Annotated in this window: 18 protein-coding genes; 7 read left to right on the top strand and 11 right to left on the bottom strand. The window is 63.6% G+C overall.

Features of this window, described 5'->3' with window-relative positions; translation table 11 throughout:
* Window positions 1–187: 187 nt before the first annotated feature.
* Window positions 188–1,204, bottom strand: coding sequence for a polyprenyl synthetase family protein (locus QFZ88_RS21565; protein ID WP_024922345.1), 1,017 nt, complete (start codon window positions 1,202–1,204; stop codon window positions 188–190).
* Window positions 1,205–1,359: 155 nt separating this feature from the next.
* Here QFZ88_RS21565 and QFZ88_RS21560 point away from each other — a divergent pair, with 155 nt between their 5' ends.
* The 6 genes from QFZ88_RS21560 to moaB all read left to right on the top strand — a co-directional run bounded on the left by QFZ88_RS21560 (window position 1,360) and on the right by moaB (window position 5,055).
* Window positions 1,360–1,584, top strand: coding sequence for a DUF2007 domain-containing protein (locus tag QFZ88_RS21560; protein WP_024922344.1), 225 nt, complete (start codon window positions 1,360–1,362; stop codon window positions 1,582–1,584).
* Window positions 1,581–2,372: a tRNA1(Val) (adenine(37)-N6)-methyltransferase gene (locus QFZ88_RS21555; RefSeq protein WP_024922343.1), complete on the top strand. Its 792-nt coding sequence runs from the start codon at window positions 1,581–1,583 to the stop codon at window positions 2,370–2,372. The genes QFZ88_RS21560 and QFZ88_RS21555 overlap by 4 nt, the downstream gene beginning before the upstream one ends.
* Before the next feature lie 84 nt (window positions 2,373–2,456).
* Entirely contained in the window at window positions 2,457–3,320 is an 864-nt protein-coding gene (locus tag QFZ88_RS21550) for a S49 family peptidase (protein ID WP_024922342.1), read from the top strand.
* Between the two features lie 82 nt (window positions 3,321–3,402).
* Complete coding sequence (locus QFZ88_RS21545; RefSeq protein ID WP_024922341.1) at window positions 3,403–3,588, top strand: hypothetical protein; 186 nt, start codon at window positions 3,403–3,405, stop codon at window positions 3,586–3,588.
* Between the two features lie 38 nt (window positions 3,589–3,626).
* On the top strand, window positions 3,627–4,511 hold the full coding sequence (locus tag QFZ88_RS21540) for a 4-(cytidine 5'-diphospho)-2-C-methyl-D-erythritol kinase (RefSeq protein ID WP_024922340.1): 885 nt from the start codon (window positions 3,627–3,629) through the stop codon (window positions 4,509–4,511).
* Entirely contained in the window at window positions 4,498–5,055 is a 558-nt protein-coding gene (gene moaB / locus QFZ88_RS21535) for a molybdenum cofactor biosynthesis protein B (RefSeq protein ID WP_024922339.1), read from the top strand. Before QFZ88_RS21540 ends, moaB begins: the two co-directional genes overlap by 14 nt.
* 3 nt (window positions 5,056–5,058) lie before the next feature.
* Here the strand turns inward: moaB and QFZ88_RS21530 are convergent, their stop codons facing one another.
* The 3 genes from QFZ88_RS21530 to QFZ88_RS21520 all read right to left on the bottom strand — a co-directional run bounded on the left by QFZ88_RS21530 (window position 5,059) and on the right by QFZ88_RS21520 (window position 7,746).
* Window positions 5,059–5,919, bottom strand: coding sequence for a C40 family peptidase (locus QFZ88_RS21530; protein ID WP_024922338.1), 861 nt, complete (start codon window positions 5,917–5,919; stop codon window positions 5,059–5,061).
* Window positions 5,920–5,942: 23 nt separating this feature from the next.
* Window positions 5,943–6,293 carry a MarR family transcriptional regulator gene (locus tag QFZ88_RS21525; protein ID WP_024922337.1) on the bottom strand — a complete coding sequence of 117 codons (351 nt, stop codon included), beginning with the start codon at window positions 6,291–6,293 and terminating at the stop codon, window positions 5,943–5,945.
* Between the two features lie 94 nt (window positions 6,294–6,387).
* Window positions 6,388–7,746 (bottom strand): leucyl aminopeptidase family protein, encoded by a 1,359-nt coding sequence (locus QFZ88_RS21520; RefSeq protein ID WP_024922336.1) that lies wholly within the window; start codon window positions 7,744–7,746, stop codon window positions 6,388–6,390.
* A 122-nt stretch (window positions 7,747–7,868) separates the two neighbouring features.
* On the opposite strand from QFZ88_RS21520, the gene QFZ88_RS21515 reads away from it, so the two are divergent.
* On the top strand, window positions 7,869–8,702 hold the full coding sequence (locus tag QFZ88_RS21515) for a tetratricopeptide repeat protein (RefSeq protein ID WP_024922335.1): 834 nt from the start codon (window positions 7,869–7,871) through the stop codon (window positions 8,700–8,702).
* A gap of 123 nt (window positions 8,703–8,825) precedes the next feature.
* Here QFZ88_RS21515 and QFZ88_RS21510 read toward each other — a convergent pair whose 3' ends face one another.
* Genes QFZ88_RS21510 through cpaB form a run of 7 tightly spaced genes read right to left on the bottom strand, consistent with a single transcriptional unit; the run spans window position 8,826 to window position 16,807 of the window.
* Window positions 8,826–9,845, bottom strand: a complete 1,020-nt coding sequence (locus QFZ88_RS21510; RefSeq protein WP_024922334.1) for a type II secretion system F family protein — start codon at window positions 9,843–9,845, stop codon at window positions 8,826–8,828.
* A gap of 5 nt (window positions 9,846–9,850) precedes the next feature.
* Window positions 9,851–10,864 (bottom strand): type II secretion system F family protein, encoded by a 1,014-nt coding sequence (locus QFZ88_RS21505; protein WP_024922333.1) that lies wholly within the window; start codon window positions 10,862–10,864, stop codon window positions 9,851–9,853.
* 29 nt (window positions 10,865–10,893) lie between these two features.
* Window positions 10,894–12,384, bottom strand: coding sequence for an ATPase, T2SS/T4P/T4SS family (locus QFZ88_RS21500; protein ID WP_024922332.1), 1,491 nt, complete (start codon window positions 12,382–12,384; stop codon window positions 10,894–10,896).
* A 27-nt stretch (window positions 12,385–12,411) separates the two neighbouring features.
* Window positions 12,412–13,695, bottom strand: a complete 1,284-nt coding sequence (locus tag QFZ88_RS21495; RefSeq protein ID WP_024922331.1) for an AAA family ATPase — start codon at window positions 13,693–13,695, stop codon at window positions 12,412–12,414.
* Between the two features lie 30 nt (window positions 13,696–13,725).
* On the bottom strand, window positions 13,726–14,451 hold the full coding sequence (locus QFZ88_RS21490; protein WP_024922330.1) for a CpaD family pilus assembly protein: 726 nt from the start codon (window positions 14,449–14,451) through the stop codon (window positions 13,726–13,728).
* A 14-nt stretch (window positions 14,452–14,465) separates the two neighbouring features.
* The gene (locus QFZ88_RS21485) at window positions 14,466–15,998 is read right to left on the bottom strand and encodes a type II and III secretion system protein family protein (protein ID WP_024922329.1); all 1,533 of its coding nucleotides are present in this window, start codon (window positions 15,996–15,998) and stop codon (window positions 14,466–14,468) included.
* Window positions 15,995–16,807, bottom strand: coding sequence for a Flp pilus assembly protein CpaB (gene cpaB / locus QFZ88_RS21480; protein WP_024922328.1), 813 nt, complete (start codon window positions 16,805–16,807; stop codon window positions 15,995–15,997). Before cpaB ends, QFZ88_RS21485 begins: the two co-directional genes overlap by 4 nt.
* Window positions 16,808–16,951 lie beyond the last annotated feature (144 nt).

Raw genomic sequence — 16,951 nt, 5'->3', positions numbered from 1 at the left:
GCGGGGATCGCCAAAGAATCCATCATTCCGGTCAAGCATGGCCTTTTTGGGGTCGCGCATCAATCCGACTCGCGGTCACAATGCGGACATCCCCTTAACAAAGCATGGCGCGGCAGTCCGCTCCGCCGAGGGCGAACCCGGGCCCGTCCAGACCGGTGGCCATTGACGCGGCCGGCCGCGTTTCACGTCAGTTGACGCGGCTGATGCAGAAATCGATGACGTCTATCAGCGCCGCCTTCTGCGGCGTCTTTTCCAGCGGCGCCAGCGCGTCGCGGGCGATCTCGCCGAAGTGGCGGGCGCGGCTGATCGTGTCGGAGATCGCGCCATGGCGGGTCATCAGGCCAATCGCCTTCTCCAACCCGGCATCGTCGGCGACATTCTCCTCGATGGCGCGTTTCCAGAAGGTGCGCTCGGCCGCCGTGCCGCGCCGATAGGCGAGGATCACCGGCAGCGTCACCTTGCCCTCGCGGAAGTCGTCGCCGACATTCTTGCCGAGGTCCTTGCTCGAACCGCCATAGTCCAGCGCATCGTCGATGAGCTGGAAGGCAAGGCCGAGATTCATGCCATAGGAACGCAGCGCCGCGCGGTCGGTACGCGAGGCGCAGGCGATCACCGGGCCAACTTCGGCGGCGGCGGAGAACAGCGCCGCGGTCTTCGCCTTGATGACCGCGAAATGCTCGTCCTCGGTCGTATCGAGGTTCTTGGCGGCCGCGAGTTGCATCACCTCGCCTTCGGCGATGATGGAGGCGGCGGTGGAAAGAATATCGAGTGCGTCCAGCGAACCGACCTCGACCATCATGCGGAAGGCCTGACCGAGCAAAAAGTCGCCTACCAGCACGCTCGCCTGGTTGCCCCAGATCATGCGCGCCGTCTTCTTGCCACGCCGCATGCCACTCTCGTCGACCACGTCATCATGGAGCAGCGTGGCTGTATGCATGAACTCGACGCTGGTCGCCAGCTTGACGTGGCCATCGCCGGAATAGCCGAACATCTGCGCGGCCGCCAAGGTCAGCATCGGTCGCAACCGCTTGCCGCCCGAGGAAATCAGGTGATTGGCGATCTCGGGAATCATCTGCACGTCGGAACCGGCCTTGGACAGGATCAACTCGTTGACGCGGCCCATATCAGCGGCCGTCAGGTCGATCAGATCCTTGATCGATGCGGCTTCCCGCTTCCCGTCTTCGAGATTGAGAACGACACCCACAACCATACTCCCGTCCGCCGCGCGACCGTACACTGCCTTGATTTAGACTCTAGCGGCGTGCGCGTATACGGCAAGTGGCGAATTGGCGCGGGCCGCAGGACGGGACGTCCGACGGTGCCGTTTACATCGTTGATCCAAACTGCGATTTTGCCGCCATGATCGAGCTCCTGCGCACCAATGATGCTGTCATCATCTCCTTTGTCGAATCGCTGATGCGCGACGCCGGCATCGGTTTTCTCACCGCCGACCAGAATATGAGCGTGCTCGACGGGTCGATCGGCATCCTGCCGCGCCGTGTCCTGGTCGAGAGCGATCGTATCGACGAAGCGCGGCGGATCCTGACCGACGCTGGCATCGCCGACGAAATCCGCCGGACATGACGGCGACGGCGCCCGGCGCGGTTCCCGAGCACACGGTCGATGCCTTCCATCGCGGCGGCTTCTGGCTGGTGCAGCCGGCCAAGGGCGGACACCGCGCCGGCATGGACGCCATGATGCTGGCAGCAGCCGTCCCGTCCGATTTCTGCGGACAGGTGGCTGACTTCGGCGCCGGCGCGGGTGCTGCCGGTCTCGCCGTGGTCTCGCGCTGCGAGCGCGCCCGGGCAACGCTTGTCGAACGATCATCTGATATGGCCGCTTTCGCCGAGGCGTCGCTCGGCCATCCGGCGAACCAGCATCTCAGCGACCGGGTGGAGGTGTTGCGCGCCGACGTGACGCTTGTCGGCAAGGCAAGGACCGCCGCCGGGCTGGCCGACAACAAATTCGATTTCGCCATCATGAATCCGCCGTTCAATGCCGGCGAAGACCGCGCAACGCCCGATGCCTTGCGGCGCGAGGCGCATGTGATGGACGACGGGCTGTTCGAGGCCTGGGTGCGCAGCGCCGCCGCCGTGGTCAAGCCGCGCGGCGGGATCGCGATCATCGCGCGACCCGAATCGCTTGTCGCGATCCTCGACGCGCTGGCGGGCCGGTTCGGCAGCGCCCAGATCATACCGGTGCATCCGCGTGCCGATCAGGCCGCGATCCGCATCGTCCTGCGTGCCTTTCTCGGTTTGCGCGGCAAGCTCGCCTTGCTGCCGCCGCTCGTCCTGCACGACGCGAACCACAAGGGCCTGCTGCCGCGCGCGGACGCCATCAGCAACGGAGTGGCCTCGCTTTTCGGAGATTGAACCGGCTTCGCCATTGCCGTCGCATGGCGAATGCCTACATGCCACAGGCTCAAACCATGGGCTCAAACTGGAGAACCGCATCCCGTGCGTCGCCTTTTAAACCCCATCCTGCCGAAATCCTGGCGCTCCACCGATGTCGTTGTGCCTGTCATCAGGCTGCATGGCGCGATCATGGCAGGCGGCAGCCAGTTCCGGCCGAGCCTGTCGCTGGCTTCCACCGCGGGCCTGATCGAAAAGGCATTCTCCTTCCCCGGTCCGACCGTGGCGATCTCGATCAATTCGCCCGGCGGCTCGCCGGTGCAGTCGCGGCTGATCTACAAGCGCATCCGCGACCTGGCGGCCGAGAAGAACAAGCAGGTCCTGGTCTTCGTCGAGGATATCGCGGCCTCCGGCGGCTACATGATCGCGGTCGCCGGCGACGAGATCATTGCCGACCCCTCCTCCATCGTCGGCTCGATTGGCGTCATTTCGGGCACGTTCGGCTTCACCGACCTGATCAAGAAGATCGGCGTCGAGCGCCGCGTGCACACCGCCGGCCGGAACAAGTCTTCCATGGACCCGTTCCAACCGGAGAAGAAGGAAGACGTCGAGCGGCTGGAAACGCTGATGCTGGAGGTGCACGAGACCTTCATCGATCTCGTCAGGGAACGGCGCGCGGCGAAGCTGGCGGACGATCCGGACCTGTTCACCGGCCTGTTCTGGTCCGGCAAGAAGGGGCAGGAACTCGGCCTTGTCGATTCCCTCGGCGACATGCGCGGCGTGCTCAAGCAGCGTTTCGGCCCGAAGACGCAACTCCGGCTGGTCACCCAGCCGCGCGGACTGTTCAGCCGCTTCGGGCTGTTCGGATCGTCGCAGAGCCTCACGGCTCCCGCCGTGGCCGCGGCAGGCGTCGATGCCCTGTTCGATGCGGCGGAAGAACGCGCATTGTGGAGCCGTTTCGGCCTTTGAAAAGCCACGGGAACGGTCTACGATAATTTCTTGCCCGACCTGAACCTCCGCGATGGAGGGCCATTGAGGAAGGAGTTTTGACATGCCGCAGATCGTCTTCTTCATCGTCGTCGGCGTCGTCGCCTATGTTGGATATCGTTCCTTCATCAAGGAAGCCGAGCGCGTGACCGCCAAGGTGCGGCGCGCCGAGCAGCAACGGGCCAACGGCACGATGGGAACCCTGGTGAAGGATCCCAAGACCGGCGAATACCGGCTGGCCAAGGATTGAGCACCGCAGAACTCGACCCCGCAGTTAGAGATGCTGCCGTGGACGCCCGCCTGGCGCCCGCGAAGATCAATCTTGCACTGCATGTCACCGGCAAGCGAGATGACGGCTATCACGTCATCGAAAGCCTGGCTGTGTTCACCCGTTTCGGCGACCGCGTCGAGGCGCAAGGCGCGGAGCAGGACCGCTTTGACATCTCCGGTCGGTTTGCCGGCCTGGTGCCGGCCGACGAGACCAATCTGATCCTCAAGGCGCGCGACGCGCTGCGCGACCATGTCGGCCCGCTGAAGGCACCGGCAGTCGCCATCACCCTTGAAAAAAACCTGCCAGTCGCCTCCGGCGTCGGCGGCGGTTCCAGCGATGCGGCGGCGACGCTGCGCGCGCTGGCCTCGATCTGGAACCTCGACATCGGCGAAGCGGAACTGGCGCGGATCGGCTTTTCGCTCGGCGCCGACCTGCCGATGTGCCTCAAGGCGCAGCCATTGCTGGCTCATGGCGCCGGCGAAACTGTCTCGACGGTAGCCGATTTCCCAGCTTTGGGGCTGGTTCTGGTCAATCCCGGCGTTGCGGTCGGCACAGCCGCAGTTTTCGCAACGCTTGCGCGCCGCGACAATGAAGGTCTGCCGCCGCTGCCCAAGGCAATCGACTTCCACAGCTTGCGCGGCTGGCTTGAAATAACACGCAACGACCTTGAACCCGCCGCCGAGGCAATCGCGCCGCTGATCGGCAAGGCAAGGGCGGCATTGCTGAAAGCCGGGGCAGGTTTTGCCCGCATGTCCGGCTCGGGCGCCACCTGTTTCGGCCTGTTCGAGACCGGCAACGTCGCCAAGCGTGCGGCGGCCACCATCCGAACGCGCCACCCAGACTGGTTCGTTGCAGCGACACGCTCAATGGCATCGGAAGGTTCCGCACATGAACACGCCTGATCTCGGCCGGCCGTTCATTCCGATCCGCATCGCAGTGCTGACCGTCTCCGACACACGCAACCTCGCCGACGACAAATCCGGCCAGACACTGGCCGACCGCATTGTCGAAGCCGGGCACGTGCTGGCGGACCGCGCGATCGTCACCGACGATCGCGACAAGATACGCGACAAGGTTCTGGGCTGGTCGGAGGACCCCACTATCGACGTGGTCATTACCACCGGCGGCACCGGCTTCACCGGGCGCGACGTGACGCCGGAGGCGCTGGAGCCGATTTTCGAGAAGCGCATGGACGGCTTCTCGGAAGTCTTCCACCGCATCTCCTACGACAAGATCGGCACCTCGACGATCCAGTCCCGGACGACGGCCGGCGTCGTCAACGCCACCTTCGTCTTCGCGCTGCCGGGCTCGCCCGGTGCTTGCAAGGATGCCTGGGACGGCATCCTCAAGGCGCAGTTCGACTACCGCCACATGCCGTGCAATTTCGTGGAAATCATGCCCAGGCTGGATGAACACCTGAAGCGCGGCAGCGGCAAAAGCGCCTGAACCTCAAGGCCGGCGGAAAGCGGTCGGACCGCCATAGAGATAGCCGATGCGGGCGACCGCTTCCTTCAGCCCCTCGCGCGCCACGGTCATGGTGTGGCCGTTTGCGTGGATCATCATCTCGGCATCGGTCATGATCGCGACATGGCCTTTCCAGAACACCAGATCGCCGCGCTTCAAGCCGGAATAGTCCGGCCCGATGTCGAGTAGCTCTCCCAGAGCCGAGACCTGCATATCAGTGTCGCGCAACACATCGCGGCCGGCCATGCGCATGGAAAGCTGCACCAGACCCGAGCAGTCGATGCCGAAACCCGAGACACCGCCCCAGAGATAGGGCGTGCCGAGGAACATCTCGGCGACCGAGACATAATCCGGCGCATGATCGCCGATCGGCAGCAGATGGCCGGCAATCATTGTTTCGCTCGACGCCAGCACAGCGTAACGGGTGCCCCGCGTCTCGGCAGCCCCGGTGACCGCCACGGTCGATCCCATCGACAATTGCCCGCTACGCGGGAAGCGCAGGTCCGGCCCCGGATAGACGAAGGTGCGCGGCGCCGAGACGATGTGGGTTGGGGCAGCCTCGCGACCGCTGAGTTCCGCCGCCGCGACATAGCCGACATAGCCGTCGCGCTCGCCCTGCACCCAGGCCCAGCCTTCCGCCTCGTCGAAAATCAGCACCTCGTCACCGAACAGGAACTGCGTGTCGATGCCGGAATCAGCACGTGGCGCGCGGCGCAGATCGGCGACCGCGACGGAAATGCGGGCCGGTCGGCCGGTAACAAAGCGTTCCGCCGCCACCTCGCCCTTCAGGCGAATATCGGCAAGATCGGTGCGAAAGGCGTGCAGGCGAGCGTCATGGGCAGTCAAATCGGTAACTCTGCTGTTCGGGGTCAGATCGGCAATTCATGGGCCTTGGCGATGATATCATCGCCAAGGCGCTCGACATAGAGCGCCCCTTCCACAGTGCGCTTGACCAGGACATTGCGCTTGTCGAGCTCGTCGCGATGGCGCGAAACGAACTTGAGGGCGCCCATCGTGTCGAGCGCCCGGGTGATGACAGGCTTGGTGACGTCGAGCCGGACCGCCAGCGCGCGGATCGTATGCGGCGGCGGTTCGAGATAGATGGTGAGCAGGATCGCGAGCTGCCGCGCGGTGAGGTCCGGCGCGTCGTCACGCACCTGAGACAGCATGACCTGCTGCCACAGTCGCAAGGCCTGGCTGGGGCGCAGCGAAATCGACATCCCTCCAGTATGACGGGAAATCGTTTCGCTTCCGTTTCAGTCAAACGGCAGGAGTGGCTGCAAATGCCGCCCTTACCCGCCGGGCGCGATACCATCAGCCAAAGCGCCCCGAAATGACCCGTTCCAGCGCGCGGATCGCCTGCGCCTCGCCGCCGGCTGGCCCGTAGGCACGCTCGGACGGGTTCCAGGCGAAAATATCGAAATGCGCCCAGCTTTGCGCCTTCTCCACGAAGCGCTTGAGGAAAAGCGCGGCGGTAATCGAACCGGCGAAACTGTCGGGGGTGACGTTGTTGATGTCGGCCACCTTGGAGGCGAGCTTCCCGTCATAGGCCTTCCACAAAGGCATGCGCCACAACGGGTCCTCGACCGCAACGGCCGCCGCGGCCAGCTCGCCGGCAAGCGTCTCGTCATCGGTATAGAAAGGCGGCAGATCGGGGCCGAGCGCCACCCGCGCCGCGCCGGTCAGCGTCGCCATATCGACCAGCAGTTCCGGCTTTTCATCGTCGGCAAGCGCCAGTGCGTCAGCCAGCACAAGGCGGCCCTCGGCATCGGTATTGCCGATCTCGACGGTGATGCCCTTGCGGCTGGTGAGTACGTCACCCGGCCGGAAGGCGTTGGCGGAGATCGAATTCTCGACGGCCGGAATGAGCACGCGCAGCCTGACCTTCAAGCCCGCCGCCATGATCATCGAGGCAAGCCCCAGCACATTGGCCGCGCCGCCCATGTCCTTCTTCATCAGAAGCATCGAGGCCGACGGCTTGATGTCGAGACCGCCGGTGTCGAAGCATACCCCTTTGCCGACCAATGTCACTTTTGGCGCATTTTTCAGCCCCCAGGTCAGATCGATCAGCCGTGGCGCCTCGGCCGAGGCACGGCCGACGGCATGGATCATCGGAAAGTTCTTTTTCAACAAATCGTCGCCCTTGGTCACCGCGACATCGGCCTTGTGCCGGCGCGCCAGTGTCCGCACGGCCTGTTCCAGCGCTTCCGGGCCCATGTCGCTGGTCGGTGTGTTGACGAGATCCCGGACAAGGTGGACGGCCTCCACGAGGCTGGCGACGCGCGCCGCGTCCGCGCCCGCAGGCAAGACAAAACGCAGCGCCTTGCCCGGTTTCTTGCCGTAGCGGGTGAACACATAACCGCCGAGCGCCAGAGCCAGGGCCGCGAGTTCCGGATCGGCCGGAACATCGGCGAAATGCCAATCGCCCTCCGGCAGCGCCTTAGCCAGGGCGCCGAGTTGCAGCGATCCCTCGCCGTGGCCGAACAGCGCGCCGCTCAGCTCTCCGTCCTTGCCAGGCAGAACCAGCGTCTTGCCCGCCTCGCCCAAAAAACCGTTGGCCTTGGCCCATGCAAGAGCTTGCGGCGAAAGACCTGCTGTCTCCAGACCGTCCTTGCGAACCAGATGGACGGGCAAGGCCTTGCGCGGTTTCTTTTCGACAAGCTCGACAGGCATTTTCAACGCTCCAACTACGCCGCAGACTCGGCGCTATTAACGATCCATTAGGGTTAACAGAATATTTCTCGGCTAGGGAAGACGGCCGGCGAACGGCCCCCGGAAGAATGGAGCCCGCCCCCATGCCCATCACCCTCCCCGCCAGCGCGACCGGCAAGCGGCTGCTGACCGCCGCTTTCGTGGCCGTGCTTGCCGTGGGTGTTGCGGGCTGCGGCACCGACCGGATGTCGACCGGCTCGATCGGCCGCACCAGCGGCAAGCCGGTGGAACTGATGAGCTCCGGCGAATTGCGCGATGCCACGGCCCGCTTGGGTCAGTCCTATGCGAGCAATCCGACCGACAAGAACATCGCGCTAAAGTATGCGACGGTGCTGCAGATGAACGGCGACGCCGATCAGTCGCTGGCGGTGATGCGCAAGCTGGCCATTTCCTATCCGAAGGACCGCGACGTGCTTGCCGCCTATGGCAAGGCACTGGCCGCCAACGGCCAGTTCGAACCGGCGCTGGACGCGGTGCGCCGCGCGCAGACGCCGGAATATCCGGACTGGAGACTGGTGTCGGCCGAAGGCGCCATCCTCGACCAGCTCGGCCAGCGCGACGAAGCGCGCCAGCTCTACCGCAAGGCGCAGGACCTGAAACCGAACGAGCCATCAATCCTGTCCAATCTCGGCATGTCCTACCTGCTGGAAGGTGATTTGCGCACAGCCGAAACTTATCTCCGGTCGGCCTCCTCGCAGCCCAACGCCGACAGCCGCGTGCGCCAGAACCTGGCACTTGCCGTCGGCCTGCAAGGCCGCTTCGACGAGGCTGAAAAGATCGCCTCGCAGGAATTGTCGCCCGAGCAGGCACAGGCCAATGTCGCCTATCTCAGACAGATGCTTTCGCAGCAGAACGCCTGGAATCAGCTGAAGGCGCAGGACAAGTCCAAGTCGCAGGCCGCCAAGGCGGTCAACTAGCGACGCCCGGCCGCAACGGGCGCATGGCCAAGACAAAGGCCAAGCTCACAGCAACACTCCGAAACCCGCCGAAGAGGCGTCGCGGCTCCCTGTTCGCTGCAGACGAGTGGGTTGCTTGGCCTACTATTGCTGTTCGGTCGAGTGCGGCTTATCGCCGAATACGCCACGCTCGCTGATGGTGATACCGGCCGGCCCGAGGATGATGGCGAACAACACCGGCAGGAAGAACAGGATCATCGGCACGGTCAGCTTGGGCGGCAGCGCCGCCGCCTTCTTCTCGGCCGCGTTCAGGCGCATGTCACGGCTTTCGGAGGCAAGCACGCGCAAGGCGTGAGCAACCGGCGTGCCGTAGCGTTCGGCCTGGATCAGCGCCTGCGACACAGCCTTGACGGAATCGAGGCCGGTACGACCTGCTAGGTTTTCATAAGCCTGCTTGCGCTCCTGCAGATAAGAGAGCTCGGCGGTGGTCAGGATGAATTCCTCGGCCAACTCCACTGACTGCGCGCCGATTTCGTCGGCGACTTTCCGCATCGCCGCTTCCACCGACATGCCCGATTCCACGCAGATCAGCATGAGGTCGAGCGCGTCCGGCCAGGCTTTCGTGATCGCTTGCTTGCGCTTGGTGGCTCTGTTGGAAACGTAGAGGACCGGAATGTAGAAACCGACATAGGCACCGACGATGCAGACGAACAACCTCACGATGAGGGGCTGCTCCGAAAGAGTGCCAACCACAAAGACGTAGAAGATGGCCACGGCGAAGCCGGCAAAAGGCAGCACGAGGCGGAAGAACAGGAACCTGGTGAGCGGGTTCTGGCCGCGAAAACCCGCCATCTTGAGTTTCTGCATGGTGCCTTCGTCGGCCAGCGCCCGTTTGAGGTCGAGCCTCTCGACGATGTTGCGCATGCCGACCGACTGCTCTTCGCGCAGGCCCTTGCGGCGCCGATCCGCTTCGGCAGCCAGGCGGGCGCGTTGCTTGGCGCGCAGTTCCTCGCGCTCCAGCGCCACCGACTTCATCCGCGCCTTGAGCGGATCGCGGGCGAATGCCGGCAGAAGCGTGAACGCGGTGGCGAACACCGCGATCGCCACCAGGATGGCGATCAGGAAGGTCGGGTCGGTCAGGGTTTTGATGGTCTGTCCGCTCATGGCCGTTAGATCTCGATGTTCATCATGCGGCGCATCACCAAGATGCCGATCGACATCCAGATCGCGGAGAAGCCGAGGATAAGATGGCCGGTGCTCGTGAAGAACAGCGGCATCAGGTAGTTCGGGCTGGTCAGGTAGACGAGGAACGCGACGATGAACGGCAGCGCGCCGATGATAACGGCCGACGCCTTCGCTTCCATCGACAGTGCCTGAACCTTGGCCTTCATCTTCTTGCGGTCGCGCAACACGCGCGAAAGATTACCGAGCGCTTCCGAAAGGTTACCGCCGGCCTGCGCCTGGATCTGGATGACGATGCCGAAAAAGCCGGCCTCCGGGCACGGCATGGTCTCCGGCATGCGCAATGCGGCATCCGGGATCGACAAGCCCAGTTGCTGCGCGTCGACGATGCGCCGGAATTCGCCCTTGACTGGTTCGGCCGATTCATTGGCGATCAGGCGGATGCCGTCGTTGAGCGGCAGGCCTGACTTCACCGCGCGCACGATGACGTCGAGCGCGTTGGGAAATTCGTTGAGAAACGCCTTGACCCGGCGTTTGCGGCAAATCGAGATGAACCAGCGCGGCAGGCCGAGGCCGCCGACAAGCACGGCCGCCGGAACCGCAAAGAGCGGCGCGCCCAGGAAAAATACCAATATGCCGAGCACGAGACCGCAAAGCGCCGAATAGACATAGAAGCGCTCCATCGTCATGGAGAGCCCAGCCTGCCGGATCTGTATCCTCAGCGGCGGGCTCTTGACGGTGCGCGTGTTCGCCTTCTGCTTGTCGTCGAGGTCCTTGAGTGTGTCCTGCAGCGATTTGCGGCGCTTGGCCGCCTCGTTCATCTTGTCACGGGCAGCCTTGACCACGGCGCGGTCGGTCTCGGCCGCCTTGATCGTCTCCAGTCGTTTGCCGACCTGCTTTTCCACGCTCATGCGCTTGAACAGCAAGGCATAGGCCACCGCGCCGGCGCTGATGCCGGCCAGCAGGACGAAAGCCAGAACCGTGGTGTCGATACCGAACATCGGCAAGGTTCCTCAAACCTTCAGGGCCGTCATTCCGCCCGCTTCTCCATGGCCTCGAGCGAGGCAGCCAGGCGTTGTTCCTCGCCATAATAGCGCGCCCGATCCCAGAAATGCGGCCGCCCGATGCCGGTCGACACGTGCTCTCCGATCAGCCTGCCATTCGCATCCTCGCCCTTGATGTTATAGAGGACGAGGTCTTGCGTGATGATGACGTCGCCTTCCATGCCAATCACTTCGGTGATGTGGGTGATGCGGCGGGAACCGTCACGCAGGCGTGCTGCCTGGATGATGATGTCCACCGAACCGACGACGATTTCGCGCACCGTCTTTTGCGGCAGCGTGTAACCGCCCATGGCGACCATCGATTCGATACGGTTCAGGCACTCGCGCGGGCTGTTGGAGTGGATGGTGCCCATAGAGCCGTCATGGCCGGTGTTCATGGCCTGCAACAGGTCGAACACCTCAGGTCCACGCACTTCGCCGACAATGATGCGATCGGGACGCATGCGCAGGCAGTTCTTGACCAGATCGCGCATAGTCACCTCGCCTTCGCCCTCAAGATTGGGCGGACGCGTTTCGAGGCGCACCACATGCGGCTGCTGCAGTTGCAGCTCTGCCGAGTCCTCGCAGGTGATGATGCGTTCCTCGCGATCGATATAGTTGGTCAGGCAGTTGAGCAGCGTGGTCTTGCCGGAACCGGTGGAGCCGGAGATGACGATGTTGCAGCGGACACGGCCGATGATCTTGAGAACCTCGGCGCCCTCCGGCGATATCGCGCCGAAGCGGACCAGTTGATCGAGGGTCAGCTTGTCCTTCTTGAACTTGCGGATGGTCAGCGCGGCGCCGTCGATGGCAAGCGGCGGCGCAATGACGTTGACGCGCGAACCGTCCGGCAGGCGCGCGTCGCAGATTGGTGAGGATTCGTCGACGCGGCGGCCGACCTGGGAAACGATGCGTTGGCAGATGTTGAGAAGCTGCTGGTTGTCGCGGAAACGGATACCCGTCGTCTCAACCTTGCCGTTCACCTCGATGTAGACGTTGTGGGAACCGTTGACCATGATGTCGGCGATGTCGTCGCGCGCCAGCAAAGGCTCCAGCGGCCCGTAACCCAGAACGTCGTTGCAGATGTCCTCGAGCAGGTCCTCCTGCTCGGCGATCGACATCGCGAAATTCTTGATCGCGACGATGTCGTTGACGATGTCGCGGATTTCTTCGCGCGCGCTTTCGGGATCCAGCTTGGCCAGCTGCGACAGGTCGATCGTGTCGATCAGCGCCGAAAACACCTGGCTCTTGGTGTCGTAATAGGCTTCGCCGCGCTCGCGCGACCCACGGCGTGGTTCGGGCGCCATGGCGGGCGCATCGACCATGCGCCGGGCTGGGGCGGCGGACGGGGTGGGCCCAAGCTGAGGCGCGACAGGAGCCGAGGGCCGCGAAGGTGCGGCCTCCAACGCCACAGGCGCCGGCTGCCGGAATTCCGGCACCGTGCGGCTCGTGTCGTCGTTGCCTCTCTTACCAAACATGATCAACTACCAATCCCGCTTGCGCGGTCACTTCTTGCCACGCCGGAATTTACCGAGAAGACCGCCAAGCCCGGCTTTCTTCCTTGTCTTGGGCTCGCTGCGGCCCGTCAGCACATGCGCGATCTCGTTGACGATGGCGACGACCGGGTTCTTGGCATCCATCTCGCCCAGCATGCGGCCGTTGTTGGCCGCGTTGCCAAACAACAGCGGTTCGAACGGGATCACGGCAATAGGCGAAATGCCAAGCGGCTCGGCGAAATCGGCGGCCGAGATTTCGGGCCGCTTCGGCACACCAGCCTGGTTGAGGATCAGCCTGGGCGGCGGATCGTTGGGGCGCAGCCGCTTGAGCATGTCGACCATGTTCTTGGTGTTGCGCAGATTGGCCAGCTCCGGCGTGGCCGTGATGACGATCTCGTCGGCTTTGATCAGCGTGTTCTTGCTCCAACCGCTCCAGATATGCGGAACGTCGAGCACCAGCATCGGCGCGCTGCGCTGCGCCGTGTCGATGATGTGGGAGAAGGCTTCCGGCTCGAAATCATAGACGCGTTCCAGCGTCGACGGCGCGGCGAGCAGAGACAGATGCTCCGCGCATTGCGCCAGCAGGCGGTCGAGATAGACCTCGTCGATGCGCTCCGGCGAAAAGACCGCCTCGGCGATACCTTGGGCCGGGTCCTGGTCGAAATTGATGTTGGCCGTGCCGAAGGCGAGATCGAGGTCAGCGACGACAACTTCCGATTTGAACAGCGACGACATCGCCCAGGCGACGTTGTGGGCTATCGTGGAGGAGCCGACCCCGCCCTTGGCACCGACAAAGGCGACCGAGCGGCCGATAGGTTCCGATTCCGGATCGACAAAGATCGAGGCGACGACCGCCACGATGTCGGCCATCGACACTGGCGCCACCACATATTCGGAAATGCCGGAGCGAATGAGCTCCCGATAAAGCCCGACATCATTGTAGTGGCCGATGACGACCACTTTCGAGGATGGATCGCAATGTTCGGCCAGCCTTCCCAGCTGATCGAGCATTTCTTTCGGTTCCGCCCGCGTTTCCAGCACGATCAAGTTGGGCGTCGGCGCCGAATGGTAGAACTCGATAGCCGTCGGGATGCCGCCCATATGAACCTTGAGATGGGCCTTGGCCATGCGCCGGTCCTGCCCGGCGCGCTCCATCGGATTGGCGACGCCATCCGTTTCACAGAACGCCTGGATCGAAATGCGCGGGATCGGCCGCAGCGCCTGCATGGCGGCAAGCTCCTGCTGCGTTATTTCATCGTCTTCCGCGGCGGTGCCGTAGGCCAGATTCGTCATTTTATCCTGTCCCCTGACAGATAACCGCTGTCAGTAATCAACTTCCTGCCTCGGCGCCGGCGTGTAGAACGGCGCGTTGCGATACCCGTCGATAACCTTCATGCGCCGTGTCGCGTCGACTGGGGTCTGCTGGCGCGGACCGAGCAGATCGGCCGGATTGGCAATCTGCGCCGCCAGGTTGTTCTGATAAGAACAGCCGAAATTGGTGTAGTGCTTGTTGTCGGTCGTATCGGCGATGTCGCCCGTCCAGCGCCCGCATTTGTCGGTGTGTGCGCGCATGGCCGAATAGGTCACGCGCACGGGTGCGGCGACATCGGCGGCACCGGCGTCGTAGGAGATGAACGCGATCCGGTCGCGGCGTATCCCGTTGGCGGCAGCGACCTTAGCAAAGCCGCGGGCAGCGGATTGCGCAGCGATCTGGTTGGCGGAGCCCGAGGGCACGGAAATCGTCAGCACCGTGCCGGCGCTGCGATCATAACCCTCCAGAAAGCCCAGTAGCGACTGGCTCTGCGATTTGGTCATCCCCCGGTCGCTGGCGCCGACCGGAATGTCGATGGTCTGATCCTGCTGCGAGATCATGATCGGATGATTGGTACGGTAGTCGTCGGGGACCGAGCCCACCGTGATTGAGTCGCGGTTTGCGCAACCGGCCAATAGGACCGCCGCCGCCAAGGCCGCCGGTATTGCCAGCCGATGGCCGGACACGCGGACGCGGGTCGCCGCCAGCGAGATTGTCTTAATTGCCTGATGGGACATGTTCCGCTCCCCGCTTACTTGTAGATGAAGCCGACGACGCCGTGATACCGGCCGGCGGGTTTGTCGGTCTGCATGGTGCCGTAGACGCGGTTGACGCGGCCGAGGAACATGCCCGCGCCATCGCTGGCGGCGTTGAAATTGTCGTCCGGCTTGGCCAGTTCGTTGCGCGCCACCGGTCGGGCCAGGTAGGGCGTGATGATGATGACCAGCTCGGTCTCGTTGCGAACGAAGTCGCGGCTGCGGAACAAGGCGCCGAGTACGGGAATCTTGGATAGCCCGGGCAGACCGCCTACGGCTTGCCTGATGTCGTCGCGGACGAGACCGGCGATCATCATCGAGCCTCCGGAGGGCAACTCGATTGTCGTGTCGGCGAGGCGCTTGCGGATCGACAACAAGGTCGTCCCCGGCAAACCCCTTAAACCTTCCAGCGTTGTCGCGCCTTCCGCCGTCGGTTCGGAAACCGAGGTCCGCACCTTCAGGCTTATGCGTCCGGCGGAGAGCACGACCGGCTGGAACTCAAGCCCGATGCCATATTCGAGGCGCTCCTTCTCGTAGACGACGTCGCCCTTCTGGTTGTCTGTCGATGTGGCGTTGGTTCTTGAGGTGATGAGATTGAACTCGCCACCAACCTTGAACGTCGCCTTCTCGCCCGAAACCGCCGTCAATGTCGGCTCGGCCAGTGTTTTCATGACACCGGCCTGTTCCATGGCGTTGACATATGCCGTCAAAGACGAGTTGCCGATCCCCAAGCCCGACGACGCGGAAAGCGGCTTGCCCAGACCGTAGGACGGCGAGCTGTACGAGCTCCAGCTGATCCCATCGGAACCGCCATTGCCCACCATATTGACGCCAAGCTGCTTCATCACCGAGCGGCTCACCTCGGCGACGGTCACCTTCAGCGTAACCTGATCCTCGCCGCTGATCTGGATGAGATTGATGATCTGGCTCTTCTGGCGCGTAAAATCCGGGTTGTCGATGGCGACGCCACTATTCCTGTCACCGCCCGTCGCGGTCTGCGAATACTGACCGGTGGTCGCTTCACCGCCGGTAACGAACGCAGTCGCGAGATCGACCGCGCGCTTGGCGTCCAGCGGCGTATCCACGTTGCCCGTCAGCACGACGTTGTCGTTGATAAGCTCAACCTTGATGCTGGAATTCGGGATGAAGCGCTTGAGATAGTCCTCCAGCCCGGCGACGTCCCGCTCGACGGCAAGGTCGAGGCTGACGATCTGCTCGCCATTCGCGCCGAAGACGAAGATGTTGGTTTCGCCCACCGCCTTGCCGAACAGGTAGATGCGGCGCGAGGTTCGCGTCACGGCGTCCGCGACACTCGGATTGGCAACGAGGATGTCGTAGGCATCGTTCGGCAGGTCGATCACCACCGATTTGTTCAAGCCGAGCTTGACGCGCTGGCCAGCGACGCTGTTGCCGACGCGCGCCTTGGCGTTCGCGGCGTTGACCCCAATCGTCCCAAGCGTATCAACACCCAGAAGCAGGAGAGCGGCGGCGAGGGCAGCGGCGATCCGCGATTTGGCGTTCAGCCTCATTTCCTTGCTCCCACTTCGGAAACTTCACCGGATTTGATGAGGCGAACGGTGCCGCGACGGCCGTTGCCATTAACGAGGTAGTCGGCTTCACCGGTCGCCTTTTCCTGCGCGTCCTTGACCGAGCGCAGCGCAAGCGTCAGGCGGTCCGCCATCTGCTGGGCGACGGTGATGATCTCGGCCTGTTGCGGCGTCAGCTCCAGCGTCGCCGTCTGGCCGACGCGCGTCTTCTTGCCTTCCTCGTCTTCCTGGATCGTCTGGTCGATGGCGAGCACGCGGATGTTCTTCAAGATGGTCTCGCTGGTGAACCCGCCGCCGGCGCCCGCCGCCGGATCGGACTTGCGGACCATGATGACGTCGACGAAATCGTTCGGCAGGATGAAGCCGCCAGCCGAAGTATCGGCCGCGATCGCGGTAGCCACCGCGCGCGTGCCGGACGGCAGGATCGACGACATGAAGCTCTTGCCGCCGTCGACCAGTTTCGATCGCCGCAACGGCTCGCCGGAGTAGAGAGCCACGCGCGCGACCGAGCCTTTCAGCTTGTCCAAGGCATCCGGCTCGTTGGCGCGGGTGATGAAATTGGGATTGACGCCGTCCTGGGGCCAGGACTCCCATTTAAGATTGGCTTGGATCGGGCTTCCCATCGGCACGTCGCCGCCGAGCACCAGAACATCCTGAAGGGCGATCGCTGGCTGCTGCGGGCCCGCCTCGATGATCTGCGGCACTGGAACAGCCATGTTCTTGGCCACATAGCCAGCCCCGCCGGCCGCGGCAGCGGCCACGCCCAAGATAATCAAACGGGATGCCGGCATTCGTCCAACCTCGCCCTACCAAGCCATCTAGCCAGGCCGGACTGTGCTGCCGAAATCGTCAAATTACGGTTAATGGAATGCTTACGATCGTGATTAATTTAGTGTTTATACAAATTTGAACGATAGCCCGATGCGGGCTCCCCG

It is taken from the genome of Mesorhizobium sp. YL-MeA3-2017 (assembly GCF_030814575.1).
Classification (GTDB): domain Bacteria; phylum Pseudomonadota; class Alphaproteobacteria; order Rhizobiales; family Rhizobiaceae; genus Mesorhizobium; species Mesorhizobium terrae.
This window is presented reverse-complemented; position numbering and strand designations above follow the sequence as displayed.

What these genes read in the sequence shown, in the direction of transcription:
- QFZ88_RS21560 (WP_024922344.1), top strand. Translation starts at nt 1,360, where the DNA reads ATGATCGAGCTCCTGCGCACCAATGATGCTGTCATCATCTCCTTTGTC.
- cpaB (WP_024922328.1), bottom strand. Translation starts at nt 16,807, where the DNA reads ATGCCGGCATCCCGTTTGATTATCTTGGGCGTGGCCGCTGCCGCGGCC.
- QFZ88_RS21525 (WP_024922337.1), bottom strand. Translation starts at nt 6,293, where the DNA reads ATGTCGATTTCGCTGCGCCCCAGCCAGGCCTTGCGACTGTGGCAGCAG.
- QFZ88_RS21515 (WP_024922335.1), top strand. Translation starts at nt 7,869, where the DNA reads ATGCCCATCACCCTCCCCGCCAGCGCGACCGGCAAGCGGCTGCTGACC.
- QFZ88_RS21500 (WP_024922332.1), bottom strand. Translation starts at nt 12,384, where the DNA reads ATGTTTGGTAAGAGAGGCAACGACGACACGAGCCGCACGGTGCCGGAA.
- QFZ88_RS21495 (WP_024922331.1), bottom strand. Translation starts at nt 13,695, where the DNA reads ATGACGAATCTGGCCTACGGCACCGCCGCGGAAGACGATGAAATAACG.
- QFZ88_RS21545 (WP_024922341.1), top strand. Translation starts at nt 3,403, where the DNA reads ATGCCGCAGATCGTCTTCTTCATCGTCGTCGGCGTCGTCGCCTATGTT.
- QFZ88_RS21490 (WP_024922330.1), bottom strand. Translation starts at nt 14,451, where the DNA reads ATGTCCCATCAGGCAATTAAGACAATCTCGCTGGCGGCGACCCGCGTC.
- QFZ88_RS21555 (WP_024922343.1), top strand. Translation starts at nt 1,581, where the DNA reads ATGACGGCGACGGCGCCCGGCGCGGTTCCCGAGCACACGGTCGATGCC.
- QFZ88_RS21485 (WP_024922329.1), bottom strand. Translation starts at nt 15,998, where the DNA reads ATGAGGCTGAACGCCAAATCGCGGATCGCCGCTGCCCTCGCCGCCGCT.
- QFZ88_RS21505 (WP_024922333.1), bottom strand. Translation starts at nt 10,864, where the DNA reads ATGTTCGGTATCGACACCACGGTTCTGGCTTTCGTCCTGCTGGCCGGC.
- moaB (WP_024922339.1), top strand. Translation starts at nt 4,498, where the DNA reads ATGAACACGCCTGATCTCGGCCGGCCGTTCATTCCGATCCGCATCGCA.
- QFZ88_RS21510 (WP_024922334.1), bottom strand. Translation starts at nt 9,845, where the DNA reads ATGAGCGGACAGACCATCAAAACCCTGACCGACCCGACCTTCCTGATC.
- QFZ88_RS21520 (WP_024922336.1), bottom strand. Translation starts at nt 7,746, where the DNA reads ATGCCTGTCGAGCTTGTCGAAAAGAAACCGCGCAAGGCCTTGCCCGTC.